This is a genomic window from Limnohabitans planktonicus II-D5 (assembly GCF_001270065.2).
Lineage (GTDB): Bacteria > Pseudomonadota > Gammaproteobacteria > Burkholderiales > Burkholderiaceae_C > Limnohabitans_A > Limnohabitans_A planktonicus.
The window spans coordinates 182,377-194,805 of record NZ_LFYT02000004.1; the positions used below are offsets into that span (position 1 = coordinate 182,377).

Below are 12,429 nucleotides of genomic sequence, written 5' to 3' on the forward strand. Positions count from 1 at the left end.
TCGCAATGACGGAAATGGGAGGGGCCACGCTTTGCTCCCCATGACGGAGTCTGGGGCTTGAAGGGGCGAGGGGGCCTGTGATCACGATAATTGCACATGCACACCCATCAGTTCATCCCTATGACCTCTCCAAAAAAAGCTGTCTGCATCATGGTGCTGGGCACGTCCAGCGGCGCTGGCAAGAGCTGGCTGACCACGGCGCTGTGCCGCCATTACGCCCGACAGGGGCTCAAGGTGGCCCCCTTCAAGGCACAAAACATGAGCAACAACGCCCGCGTGGTCGCCAGTGCCAAGGGGCTGGGCGAGATCGGCAGCGCCCAATACTTTCAGGCACTGGCCGCCCAAGCTGAACCTGATGTGCGCATGAACCCGCTGCTGCTCAAACCCGAAGCCGACACGCGCAGCCAAGTGGTGTTGCTCGGTCAGGTGAGTCAAGCCTTGAGTGACACGCCCTGGCGCGGTCGCAGCGAAAAAGTCTGGCCCCAGATTGCTGCCGCACTTGACGAGCTGATCGCCGAAAACGATGTGGTCGTGATCGAAGGCGCAGGCTCTCCCGCTGAGATCAACCTCATGGCCAGTGACATCGTCAACCTGCGCGTGGCACGGCATGCGCAGGCCCAATGTCTGCTCGTGACCGACATCGACAAAGGCGGCGCCTTTGCCCACTTGTATGGCACTTGGGCGCTTTTGCCGCCTGAAGACCAGCAGTGCATCAAAGGTTTTGTGCTCAACAAGTTCCGGGGCGATGCCAGCTTGCTGGCCCCCGCGCCCGATATGCTGCAAGCCTTGACCGGGGTGCCCACGGTGGCGGTGCTGCCCATGTGGTGGCAGCACGGTTTGCCCGAAGAAGATGGCGTTTTTGATGACCGCAGCCGCGCCACGGGCGCAGTCACCCAAACCGTCGCGGTGATTGCATATCCCCGTATCAGCAATCTGGATGAGTTTCAGTCGCTCAAAAACGTGCCCGGTGTGCGCCTGCTTTGGGCGCGCAGTCCGGCCGATTTGGCGGGCTTGCAAGCCCATGATTGGGTGATTCTGCCCGGCAGCAAGCACACCAGCAGTGACCTGGCCTGGCTGCGAGAACAAGGGCTGGATGCGGCCATTGCCGGGCATGCACGGCAGGGTGGGGCGGTGCTGGGGATATGCGGCGGTCTGCAAATGCTGGGCGAAGCCCTGATCGACACACATGGCATTGATGGCAATGCGCCCGGTTTGGGCTTGCTGCCTTTGGTGACCCGGTTTGCTCCGGTGAAAACCGTGATGAAAACGCAGGCCCGCTTCGGGCAGTTACGTGGCGCGTGGTCGTCCTTGGGTGGCGTGGAGGTGTCGGGCTACGAAATACATCACGGCCAGACGCAACTCCACAGCGACATGTTGGGGGCAGGTGCAGCGCTGCACGAAGTCATGCCTGGTCTGGCCTGGCAAAGTGGCGACGGACAGGTGTTGGGCACTTACCTGCATGGCCTGTTCGAGTGCCCGGCGGTGCTGCAAGCTTTATTTGGCGCGCAGGTGCCCACGCTGGAGACGGTGTTTGAGGGCCTGGCCGATTTCATTGCGCAACACATCCCTGCGGACGTGTTGCGACAACTGATGGCACCTGCTCCCTTCAGTGACCGCTGACGACCACAGGGATTTCTGTGGCAGGAGGCGTGTTGCGGCTGCGGCCGCAACGCACGATGCCGTCGATCATGACCATGCCAATGCCTGGAATGTCCCCCAACTGAACGCTCTCCAGCAAGGTCTTGCCCGCCGTGTGCTGTGCACGGTCCATGAAGACAAAATCGGCGGCACGCCCGACTTCGATCAGGCCGCAGTTGAGCTTGCGGATGCGTGCCGTGTTGCCGGTGGCAAAACAAAACACCAGCTCGGCAGGGATGTTGGCCAGGCTCGACAGCAGCGACACCATGCGCAGCATGCCCAGCGGTTGCACACCAGAGCCCGCCGGGCCATCGGTGCCCAAAATGATGCGGTGCGGGCACTTGAGTTCGAGTGCTGCACGCGCCGCCGCAATCGCCACCCGTTCATTGCCGTTGTGCACGATCTCGATGGCGCGCGAAGATTTTTCGCACAACTCACAAACGTGGGCTTCGGGCAGCGAGGTATGTCCGCCGTTGATGTGGCCGATGACGTCGGCGTCAGCTTCCAGCACCACATCCTTGTCGATCATGCCTGAGCCCGGAATGGAAGGGCCGCCCGTGTGGATCGTGCTCTGGATGCCATGCTTGCGCGCCCAGGCCACCATTTGCTGGGCCTCATACCCGGCCTTGACGGAACCCAAGCCCACCTCACCCAGCAGCGTCACGCCCGCATCGGCCATGTCCTTGAAGTCTTGCTCGGTCATGCCTTTTTCGATGATGGGTGCACCCGCAATCACCTTCACGCCACCGGGGCGGAAATTGTCAAAAGCGCGCTGCGCCGTGATGGCCAGGGCTTTAAGGCCCACGATGTCTTTGGGGCGGCCTGGCAAATGCACTTCACCGGCCGAGACCATGGTGGTCACGCCGCCGTTCATGGTGGAGTCGATCCAGCCGATCTGGTTTTGGCGCGGGGTCCAGTCACCAAACACCGGGTGCACATGGCTGTCGATCAGGCCGGGGCAAACGCAGGTCTGGCGTGCGTCGATCACGGTTTGCGCGCCTTCCAGATCGCAATCCTTTTCGCGGCCCACGGCGGTGATCAGACCATCGTGGATGACGAGGGTGTCCGCCTGCAAGATGGGCTGGTCCAGGTCGCCCGAAAGCAACAGGCCGATATTCTTGATAACGACTTTGCCGGATACACCGGAAGTGCTGATGTCTGCCATGTGAAGAGTCTCCTTATTGTGAGGATGAAAGGGGTGGGTTGACCACACGAAACACGGTGTCGATGACAAAGGCTTTCCACTGCGCCACTGCTTGCGGGGCGTCGATGTTTTCGCCCAGAAAAGCCGACAGCGTGTGGCGGTTGGACATGTAGAAGTAGCCTGTGGCGGCAATCAGCAGGTAGACATCGCGGGCCGATACATCCTGGCGGAACAGGCCTTGCGATACGCCTGCGCGCAAGATGTCGCCAATCACGGCAATGGCTGGAGAAGAATATTCACGCGCCCGCAGAGATTTGACGATGTGCTTGCCTTTGTGCAGGTTTTCGGTGTTGAGCAGGGTGACAAATTCCGGATGTGCCCGGTAATAGTCGAGCACGAAGTGAACCACCTGTTCCAGCGCGGCCTTGGGTTGGTTCACATCAAGAGCCAATTTCGACTCGGCATCGTTCATGCGCCGATAAATCGTCTCGAGCACTTCGATGAATAAGCCTTCCTTGCTGCCGAAGTAGTAATAAATCATGCGGTCATAAGACTTGGCCTGGCGCGAAATTTTTTCGACACTGCCGCCGTCATAACCATGCTTGGCAAACACCTTGATCGCTGCTCGCAAAATGCTCTCGCGCGTTTGTTGGGCAGCGTGTTCACGCACCCCCACGGCGCGGCGTGCACCAGGATTTATGGGCGTTGTTTTGGCTGGACGTGCAGTGCTCACCATGGGTGAATCATAGGTGGATGAATGACAAAGGTCTGTGACCACAGGGCGCTTGAAACGCGCACTTCATGAATTGCGCTCATGATCCATTCACATCGGGTTGACCACCATGCACGCCTTTCGGGCAAGTGGATGGCAGATGGGAAAAACACGCTTGCACAGCAAAACAGGATGCGCTATATTGATTTTCAATGTAGCAGATGCTACATTTTTGTTTGGTGAATGCTACACAGATTAAAACTGCCGTGCAAGCGCGTGTGCAGACTTTTTTGGGACACGGAATCCTGGATGACTGAACACTCCAAAACCGATGGACTTCCTGGCCTGCAAGCCCCTGCAATGCCAGCGGTTCTTGAGCGCGCCAAGCCACGCAACGACCGCATGGCTGGTGCCAAAATCGAATGCAATGCCTGCCCGGTGTTGTGCCAGATTTCCGAGGGGCGACTGGGCGCATGTGACCGCTACGCCAACCGCGACGGGCAACTCTTGCGGGTTGACCCGGTGGTGTTTCTGCGCCGCACGCTGGCGCAAGATGAACCTCGCTTGGTGCCGTTTGCGCCGAGCGGCGACAGCGATGCACCGCAGTGGAATGGTGATGTGCTGGGCACCGATCAGGTCTTCGTCACGGGCGTGGGCTCGTCCACCACCTATCCAGACTACAAGCCTGCACCTTTCATCGTGTCTTCTCAGGTGGATGGGGTGGACATGGTGACCGTGGTCACCGAGGGCATCTTCAGTTATTGCAGCTTCAAGGTGAAGATCGATACGGACCGATTCCTGGGGGCCGAGCAAGCCAATGTGCGCATGAGTGGCGAGGTGGTGGGGCATGTCAGCACCGCCGAATATGGCTCTCAAATGTTGTCACTGGGTGGGGTGCATCACTTGACCGGTGGCAGCAAAAAAGAAGGCCGTGTCACCGTGGAGATGATGGAAGCCTTGGGCAACAAGCAGGCTGTCGAGCTGACCATTGATGGCGGCGCGCAACTGGTGATCCAGGCCGGGCGTGCCCCCATCGTCAATGGCGTGCAGGAGCAACGCATGCGTGTGGGCTGTGGTTCTGCGGTGGTGGGTATTTTTGCCCGGCAGTTTTTGGGTTTGGCCGACGAGGTGGTGGTGCTCGATGACCACATCACCGGTGTGCTGACCGAGCACCAGGCGGGCCGGTGTCTGGACATGAAGCCCTCGGGCATTGACATGCGGGGGCGCAAATCGACGCCGGGGCGGTATTTTCAGGTCGCCAATCCGGGCAATGGCTGGGGCGGCACCGACATTGCCGATCCTTTGTCCATCATCGAAGGCTGGGACGCGCAGGTGGCCTGGCCGGGCTTGCGCCTGCTCATGACCTCGACCACCGGCGAGCATGCCGCCTGGTATGTGCTCAACGAGCAATTGCAGCCCGTGCCGCAAGACATGCCCCAAGCGGTGCGGGCCATTGTGGATCGCATTGGCGAGAACTGCGAGCCCTCGCTGTGCAGCGTGATGTTTCTGGCCGGTGCGGGTGGCAGCTTGCGGGCCGGCGTCACTGAAAACCCTGTCTTGCTCACCCGCGCCATCAAGCAGGCTTTGGTCAATGTGACGTGTGGCGGTGCGCCCGCATTTGTCTGGCCCGGTGGGGGTATCACCGTCATGTCCGATGTGCTGCGCATGCCAGATCGCAGCTTTGGCACCGTGCCCACACCCGCCATCATTGCCCCGATTGAATTCAGCATGCGCTTGTCTGACTATCAGGCACTGGGCGGGCACATGGCTTATGTGCGTTCGTTGCAAGAGGTCGTGAGCCAGGGTGCCTGGCACAAGGAAGGCGCACCCACTGCGCTGCAGTGGCAGGCCCAGCCCGATGCCAACTCCTGGCCGCTCGGGCAAGCCCCGATGCTCGGATGAGGTGCCCAGCGTGAGTGCATCCCGTCACCTTTTGCCCAATGGCCGCTGGCATTTTCAGCATGGCCCCATGGACATCGTGATCGGCGCTGATCCAGATGTCGGGGCGGGCGCTCAAGTTGCGGTGGACAGCGCGCATGAAGCAGCCTGGGCGCGCTTTGTGCCCATGCTGGCGCAGTTGATGCAGGAGTGGCCGGCGTTGCGCCTGCCGGTGCAGCCGGGTGCGGTCTGTCCCTTGCAAGGCGAAGTGGCGCGATGCATGTGGCAAGCGTGCGCGCCTTGGGCTGCGCAAACTTTCATCACCCCCATGGCGGCGGTGGCAGGCAGCGTGGCCCAGGCCTTGCTGGCCTGCTATGCCCGTGCCGGGGTGGCGCGGGCCTGGGTGAACAACGGCGGCGACATTGCCTTGCACTTGTTACCAGGTCAGTCGGTTCGGGTAGGCTTGTATGCTGACCTGGCGCGTTTGCAAGTGCAGGAGTTGATGCAGGGCTTGAAGCTCGATGGTGCATTCGAGATTGCCCACCCCATGCCGGTGCGCGGTGTGGCCACCAGTGGCTGGCGTGGGCGCAGTTTTTCCTTCGGCATTGCCGACAGCGTCACGGTTCTGGCCGCCACCGCAGCGCAGGCCGATGCCGCCGCCAGCATCATTGCCAATGCGGTGAATGTGGCGCACCCGGCCATCGTGCGCCAGCCCGCCAACAGCTTGCGCGATCACACCGATCTGGGCGATTTGGCGGTGACGGTGGATGTGCCCGCCTTGCCTGCCGAGATGGTGCAACAAGCCCTGCAAGCGGGGTTGCAACGTGCGAGAGAATGTCAGGAGCGAGGATTGATCGAGGCCGCCGCGCTGGTGTGCCAGGGTCAGTCCTTGCTGCTGCCGATGGCCTTTGGCGCTGACCCTGAACCTGTCCCCTTATGCTGTCCAGACCCCGTGGGGGTTTGGGCCTGAAAAATACTGATGGTGATGAAATGATTGAAATACGACGCGTGTTCACCCAGGTGGAAGAAATCTTCCATGAGTTTGGTCCGGCACCGGCCCAGCCGCTGCTGCGCGGAGCCATTGGCGCGGTGCTGACCAACCCCTATGCCGGACGCTACGAGCCCAACATCCTGCCCATGATGGATGCCTTGCAGGACGTGGGCATTGACATGGCGCGCCAGTTGCTCAGTGCCATGGCGGTGCCCGCCGAACGCATGGCCACGTACGGCAAGGGTGCGATTGTGGGCGAGTTCGGTGAACTGGAGCACGGAGCGCTGTGGCATGTGCCGGGAGGCTATGCCATGCGTGAATTACTCGGCTGGAAGGGCGACCGCGCCGCTTACAAAGCAGGCAAGGTCGATGACAAACCCACGGGTCAGCCAGGCAACGCGCTGGCCATCGTGCCCTCGACCAAAAAAGTGGGCCCGCCCGGTGCCACGCTGGATGTACCGTTGACCAACATCAACGCCTCTTATGTGCGCGGCCAGTTTGATGCCATCGAAGTGCGTGTGCCCGGTGCGCCGCTGCCCGACGAGATCGTCTTCATCCTGGCCATGAGCACCGGCTACCGCATCCATGATCGTGTGGGTGGTTTGCGTGCCGAAGACATCAGCCAGTGGAACGGCCTGCGCTGATTCCGCACGACCACCCTACAACCCCTCAAGGAGACGTCTTCGATGACCGCACACATTCGAAAAATCATTGTTCAAGTGGACGAGACACGCCTGGAAATGGGCCGTGCCGTCAATCCCCCGACACGCCGCGCCCTGGCCATGGCTGTGATTGCCAACCCCTATGCTGGGCGCTACAGCGAGAACCTGGACGAGCTGATCGCCATTGGCGAAGAGCTGGGGGCCTTGCTGGGGCAAAAATGCGTGCAGGCTTTGGGCATTGCGCCCGGCCAGGCGCAAAGTTACGGCAAAGCCGCCATAGTGGGTGAAGCCGGTGAGCTGGAACACGCCGCTGCCATCTTGCACCCCAAACTTGGTGCTCCGCTGCGTGCGGCGGTTGAAAAAGGCGCTGCACTGGTGCCTTCGGCCAAAAAGCGTGGCAGCATGGGCACCGCCATTGATGTGCCCTTGGGCCACAAGGATGCGGCTTTTGTGCGCAGCCATTTCGACGCCATGGAAGCGCGCGTGAGTGACGCCCCGCGTGCGCAGGAAATCGTGGTCGCCGTCGTGGTCACCGACAGCGGCCGTCCGCTGCCGCGCATCGGCGGCTTGCAAATGCATGAAATTCAAGGTCAAGACGGTTTGCGCTGAACGGCCAACCCTTTGTTTCGCGTTCGTTTTTTAACCCACCTCAGGAGATCTTTCATGAAAGCAGTCAATCCTTTGCGCCGCGCTGTGGCGCTGGCGGCCCTTGCCTGGGTCGCCGTCCCCGCGCAGGCCCAAAACACCTTCAAGATCGGGGAGCTCAACAGCTACAAAGCCCAACCCGCTTTCCTGGAGCCCTACAAAAAGGGCATGGAGCTGGCCATTGACGAGATCAATGCGGCCGGTGGCGTGATGGGCAAAAAGTTCGAGCTGGTCACACGCGACGACAACGCCAACCCGGGTGATGCCGTGCGCGTGGCCGAAGAGCTGATCTCACGTGAAAAGATCGATGTGCTGACAGGCACCTTCTTGTCCAACACCGGTTTGGCCGTGGCCGACTTTGCCAAGCAGAAAAAAGCCTTCTTCCTGGCCGGAGAGCCGCTGACCGACAAGCTCACCTGGCAGGGCGGCAACGCCTACACTTTCCGTCTGCGTCCGGGGACCTACATGCAGGCGGCCATGCTGGTGCCTGAGGCGGTCAAGCTCAAGAAAAAGCGCTGGGCCGTGGTCTACCCCAACTATGAATATGGCCAGTCGGCCGTTGCCGCATTCAAGACATTGCTCAAAGCTGCCCAGCCCGATGTGGAGTTTGTGGCCGAGCAGGCACCACCGCTGGGCAAGCTCGACGCGGGCAGCGTGGTGCAAGCCCTGGCCGATGCCAAGCCCGATGCGATCTACAACGTGTTGTTTGGTGCCGACCTGTCCAAGTTTGTGCGCGAAGGCAACACCCGTGGTTTGTTCCAAGGGCGTGAAGTCGTCAGCATGTTGACCGGCGAGCCCGAGTACCTGGACCCCCTCAAGGACGAAACCCCGAACGGCTGGATCGTGACGGGTTACCCCTGGAACAATCACAACACCCGAGAGCACAACGCGTTCTTGCAGGCTTATCAAGCCAAGTTCAAGGACTACCCCCGTTTGGGCTCCGTGGTGGGTTACGCCATGATCAAGTCGGTGGCCGCCGGTGTGGCCAAGGCCCAGAGCGCCGATTCTGAAAAACTGCGCGTGGCCTTCCGTGGCCTGCAGGTGGACACACCGTTTGGCAAGATCACCTACCGCGCTGAAGACCACCAGTCCACCATGGGCGCCTTTGTGGGCCGCACCAAGAACGAAGGTGGAAAAGGCGTGATGGTGGATGCACGTTACCTGGACGGTGCGCAGTTCCAGCCCTCGGCTGCCGAAGTCAAAAAATCGCGCAACGCCGATTGATCGATTAGATTCACGCTTGAGTGATGGACATCCCTTGGGGCCGTGCCCCATGGGATGCCACGACCGGGCTTTTCTTGAAATGATTCCCTCATGAGCTTTTCCGGATTTCTCGTTCAACTCCTCAATGGACTGGCCGCGGCGTCTTCGCTGTTTTTTGTGGCCGCCGGGCTGTCGCTGATTTTTGGCGTCACGCGCATTGTCAATTTTGCGCATGGCTCGTTTTTCATGGCAGGCATCTACATCGCCTACAGCGTGGTGGAGCGCTTCGCTGGCAGCATTGGCTTTTGGCCTTCGCTGGCGGTTGCTGCGCTGGCAGTGGGCGTGCTGGGAGCGCTGATCGAGATGCTGCTTTTGCGCCGCATCTACAAAGCCCCCGAGCTGTTCCAGTTGTTGGCCACATTCGCCTTGGTGCTGGTGCTCAAGGATGCGGTGCTGTGGCTGTGGGGCCCTGAAGAGTTGCTCGGGCCACGCGCGCCGGGCCTGGCTGGTTCGGTCTCCATTTTGGGGCGGCAGTTTCCCATGTACGACCTGTTTTTGATCGTGGCGGGGCCGGTGGTGCTGGCCTTGTTGTGGCTGCTGCTCACCCGCACCCGTTTTGGCACGCTGGTGCGTGCGGCCACGCAAGACCGCGAAATGGTCAGCGCCTTGGGCGTGAACCAGGCCTGGTTGTTCACCACCGTGTTTGCGCTGGGCGCTTTGCTGGCCGGACTGGGTGGCGCTTTGCAGTTGCCCCGCGAGCCCGCCAACCTGGAGATGGACCTGAACATCATTGGCGCGGCCTTTGTCGTGGTGGTGGTGGGCGGCATGGGCTCGATCCCCGGGGCGTATCTGGCAGCCTTGTTGATTGCCGAAGTCAAGGCCGTGTGCATTTGGCTGGGCGTGGTCGATGTGTTCGGGGTGTCCGTGTCGTTTTCCAAACTCACTTTGGTGGTGGACTTTTTGGTCATGGCGGTGGTGCTGGTGTGGCGGCCCTGGGGGTTGCTGGGTAGGCCGCAGGCTCCCAGCCGCTATGTGGGCATGCGTGAAGAGCCTTTGCGCCCCGCCAGCAAGGCCTACCTGGTGGCCGCATCGATTTTTGGTCTGTTGATGGTGGCCATGCCGCTGCTCACGGCCAGCTCGCCCTACACCACGGTGCTCTTGATTGACCTGCTGATTGCCGCTCTCTTTGCGGCCAGCTTGCACTTCATCATGGGGCCTGCGGGCATGCATTCCTTCGGGCATGCGGCTTACTTCGGGCTGGGGGCTTACGGCGCGGCACTGCTGGTGCGCGCTTTAGGCTTGCCCATGGAGGTGGCGCTGCTGGTGGCACCGCTGGTGGCGGCCTTCGGCGCTTTGATCTTTGGCTGGTTTGCCGTGCGTCTGTCAGGTGTTTACCTGGCCATGCTCACGCTGGCTTTTGCACAGATCACCTGGGCCATCACCTTCCAGTGGGACAGTTTCACCGGTGGCAGCAATGGCTTGACGGGTGTTTGGCCTTCCGAGTGGTTCAGCGACAAGCGCGTTTACTACTGGCTCACTTTGGGCCTGGTGGCTGCGGGTGTGCTCTGGCTGCGCCGTGTTTTGTTCTCGCCTTTTGGCTATGCCTTGCGCGCTGGGCGTGATTCTGAATTGAGGGCTGACGCCATTGGCATCAATGTCAAATACATGCAGTGGCGGGCCTTCATTCTGGCAGGCGGTGTGGCTGGTCTGGCGGGGGCGCTGTATGCCTTTTCCAAGGGCAGCATCTCGCCCGAATCCCTGAGCGTGGGCAAGTCGGTGGATGGTCTGGTCATGGTCTTGCTCGGGGGTATCCAGACCCTGGCAGGGCCGGTGGTTGGCGCTTTCACCTTCACCTGGTTGCATGACGTGGTGGCGCGCAACACCGATTATTGGCGCGCCATGCTGGGCAGCGTCATCCTGATTTTGGTGTTGTTGTTCCCCCAAGGCATTGCCGGTTCGGTGCAAGGGCTGTGGGAGCGTTGGCGGTCCAGATCGTCGGCCACATCTTCGGGGACATCTTCGACTGCAGGGGGGGCTGCATCATGAGCACACCTTTGCTGCAAGTGAACAATCTGGGCAAGTCCTTTGGCGGCGTCAAGGCCGTGGACGGCATCAGCTTTGATCTGTCCCCGGGCGAACTCTTGGCCCTGATCGGCCCCAACGGGGCAGGCAAGACCACCACCTTCAACATGGTCAACGGCCAGCTGCGCGCCGACCAGGGCTCCATCCTGCTCAAGGGCCAAGAGCTGTTGGGCCGAAAGCCCCGCGACATCTGGCGTCAGGGCGTGGGGCGGACCTTTCAGATTGCTGAAACCTTCGCCTCGCTCACGGTGGTGGAAAACGTGCAGATGGCCTTGCTCTCGCACGATGACCTGCTGATGTCCATGTGGCGTCGAGCTGCGAACCATCGCCGTGACGACGCACTGGCCTTGCTCGATCAGGTGGGCATGAAGGCGCAGGCCGACCGGCCTTGCAATGTGCTGGCCTATGGCGATGTCAAGCGGGTGGAGTTGGCGGTGGCCATGGCCAACAGCCCCAAGCTGTTGTTGATGGACGAGCCCACCGCAGGCATGGCACCCAAAGAGCGCAACGAACTCATGGCCTTGACCAAAGACCTTGTCATCCAGCGCGGCATGGCGGTGCTGTTCACCGAGCACAGCATGGACGTGGTGTTTGCCTATGCCGATCGCATGATCGTGCTGGCCCGGGGCCGCTTGATTGCCGAAGGCAAACCTCTGGAAATTCGCGACCACCCCAAGGTGCAGGAAGTCTATTTCGGCACCGGCAAGACATTTGAAAAGAGCAAGGCATGAGCACTTCAGACATTCTGCTCGACGCCAAAGGCCTGGCCGCCTGGTATGGCGCAGCGCAAATCTTGTACGACGTGGACCTGCAAGTCAGGCGTGGTGAGGTGGTGGCGCTCATGGGGCGCAATGGCGCGGGTAAATCCACCACGCTCAAGGCCTTGATTGGCATGCTCGCACGCAGACGCGGCCAGATCACCTTCATGGGGCATGACCTGTCGCACAGCGAACCTCACCATGCCGCCCGACTGGGCCTGGGCTTTGTGCCGGAAGACCGCCGGGTGTTCACCGATCTCACCGTCATGGAAAACCTGGAGGTTGGCCGCCAGCGCGTGCGCCAGTGGCCCGATGGCACGGTTGCCCCGCACTGGACGCCTGAACGCCTGTTTGAGCTGTTTCCCAACCTGGGCGAAATGCCCCAACGCCCGGGTGGCCGCATGAGCGGTGGCGAGCAACAAATGCTCACTGTGGCCCGCACCCTCATGGGCAATCCGTTTTTGGTGCTGCTGGACGAGCCGTCTGAAGGCGTGGCACCGGTCATCGTGGAGCAGATGGTGCAGATGATTCTGGCCCTTAAGGCCCAGGGCGTGAGCATTTTGCTGTCCGAACAAAACATGCATTTCGCCGAGCTGGTGTCTGACCGGGCCTATGTGCTCGAAAAAGGTCAGATCCGCTACCAAGCGAGCATGCAGGAATTGGCCGCCAATGAAGAGGTCCGGCGCTCTTACTTGAGCGTGTGAACCCAGACTGAT

The 12,429-nt window shown here is 61.0% G+C and carries 11 protein-coding genes; 9 read left to right on the top strand and 2 right to left on the bottom strand.

Annotated features, from left to right (window positions below):
• Positions 1–120 precede the first annotated feature (120 nt).
• Complete coding sequence (locus H663_RS25330; protein ID WP_053171416.1) at positions 121–1,620, top strand: cobyric acid synthase; 1,500 nt, start codon at positions 121–123, stop codon at positions 1,618–1,620.
• Here H663_RS25330 and H663_RS25335 read toward each other — a convergent pair.
• Both H663_RS25335 and H663_RS25340 read right to left on the bottom strand, forming a co-directional pair.
• Positions 1,607–2,803, bottom strand: coding sequence for an amidohydrolase family protein (locus H663_RS25335; protein ID WP_053169578.1), 1,197 nt, complete (start codon positions 2,801–2,803; stop codon positions 1,607–1,609). The genes H663_RS25330 and H663_RS25335 overlap by 14 nt on opposite strands.
• Before the next feature lie 13 nt (positions 2,804–2,816).
• Complete coding sequence (locus tag H663_RS25340) at positions 2,817–3,518, bottom strand: TetR/AcrR family transcriptional regulator (protein ID WP_053169577.1); 702 nt, start codon at positions 3,516–3,518, stop codon at positions 2,817–2,819.
• 285 nt (positions 3,519–3,803) lie between these two features.
• Here H663_RS25340 and H663_RS25345 point away from each other — a divergent pair, with 285 nt between their 5' ends.
• From H663_RS25345 to H663_RS25380, 8 genes are all read left to right on the top strand, one after another.
• Positions 3,804–5,396: a 6-hydroxynicotinate reductase gene (locus H663_RS25345; RefSeq protein WP_053169576.1), complete on the top strand. Its 1,593-nt coding sequence runs from the start codon at positions 3,804–3,806 to the stop codon at positions 5,394–5,396.
• A 10-nt stretch (positions 5,397–5,406) separates the two neighbouring features.
• Entirely contained in the window at positions 5,407–6,342 is a 936-nt protein-coding gene (locus H663_RS25350; RefSeq protein WP_083451108.1) for a UPF0280 family protein, read from the top strand.
• A gap of 20 nt (positions 6,343–6,362) precedes the next feature.
• Positions 6,363–7,007, top strand: coding sequence for an amino acid synthesis family protein (locus H663_RS25355; protein WP_053171414.1), 645 nt, complete (start codon positions 6,363–6,365; stop codon positions 7,005–7,007).
• A gap of 42 nt (positions 7,008–7,049) precedes the next feature.
• Positions 7,050–7,634 (top strand): amino acid synthesis family protein, encoded by a 585-nt coding sequence (locus H663_RS25360; protein ID WP_053169575.1) that lies wholly within the window; start codon positions 7,050–7,052, stop codon positions 7,632–7,634.
• Positions 7,635–7,688: 54 nt separating this feature from the next.
• Positions 7,689–8,894, top strand: a complete 1,206-nt coding sequence (locus H663_RS25365; RefSeq protein ID WP_053169574.1) for an ABC transporter substrate-binding protein — start codon at positions 7,689–7,691, stop codon at positions 8,892–8,894.
• Positions 8,895–8,984: 90 nt separating this feature from the next.
• Positions 8,985–10,919 (top strand): ABC transporter permease, encoded by a 1,935-nt coding sequence (locus H663_RS25370; protein ID WP_053169572.1) that lies wholly within the window; start codon positions 8,985–8,987, stop codon positions 10,917–10,919.
• Positions 10,916–11,686 (top strand): ABC transporter ATP-binding protein, encoded by a 771-nt coding sequence (locus tag H663_RS25375; protein WP_053169570.1) that lies wholly within the window; start codon positions 10,916–10,918, stop codon positions 11,684–11,686. The genes H663_RS25370 and H663_RS25375 overlap by 4 nt, the downstream gene beginning before the upstream one ends.
• On the top strand, positions 11,683–12,417 hold the full coding sequence (locus H663_RS25380) for an ABC transporter ATP-binding protein (RefSeq protein ID WP_053169568.1): 735 nt from the start codon (positions 11,683–11,685) through the stop codon (positions 12,415–12,417). Before H663_RS25375 ends, H663_RS25380 begins: the two co-directional genes overlap by 4 nt.
• Positions 12,418–12,429 lie beyond the last annotated feature (12 nt).

What these genes read in the sequence shown, in the direction of transcription:
- H663_RS25330 (WP_053171416.1), top strand. Translation starts at nt 121, where the DNA reads ATGACCTCTCCAAAAAAAGCTGTCTGCATCATGGTGCTGGGCACGTCC.
- H663_RS25335 (WP_053169578.1), bottom strand. Translation starts at nt 2,803, where the DNA reads ATGGCAGACATCAGCACTTCCGGTGTATCCGGCAAAGTCGTTATCAAG.
- H663_RS25340 (WP_053169577.1), bottom strand. Translation starts at nt 3,518, where the DNA reads ATGGTGAGCACTGCACGTCCAGCCAAAACAACGCCCATAAATCCTGGT.
- H663_RS25345 (WP_053169576.1), top strand. Translation starts at nt 3,804, where the DNA reads ATGACTGAACACTCCAAAACCGATGGACTTCCTGGCCTGCAAGCCCCT.
- H663_RS25355 (WP_053171414.1), top strand. Translation starts at nt 6,363, where the DNA reads ATGATTGAAATACGACGCGTGTTCACCCAGGTGGAAGAAATCTTCCAT.
- H663_RS25360 (WP_053169575.1), top strand. Translation starts at nt 7,050, where the DNA reads ATGACCGCACACATTCGAAAAATCATTGTTCAAGTGGACGAGACACGC.
- H663_RS25365 (WP_053169574.1), top strand. Translation starts at nt 7,689, where the DNA reads ATGAAAGCAGTCAATCCTTTGCGCCGCGCTGTGGCGCTGGCGGCCCTT.
- H663_RS25370 (WP_053169572.1), top strand. Translation starts at nt 8,985, where the DNA reads ATGAGCTTTTCCGGATTTCTCGTTCAACTCCTCAATGGACTGGCCGCG.
- H663_RS25375 (WP_053169570.1), top strand. Translation starts at nt 10,916, where the DNA reads ATGAGCACACCTTTGCTGCAAGTGAACAATCTGGGCAAGTCCTTTGGC.
- H663_RS25380 (WP_053169568.1), top strand. Translation starts at nt 11,683, where the DNA reads ATGAGCACTTCAGACATTCTGCTCGACGCCAAAGGCCTGGCCGCCTGG.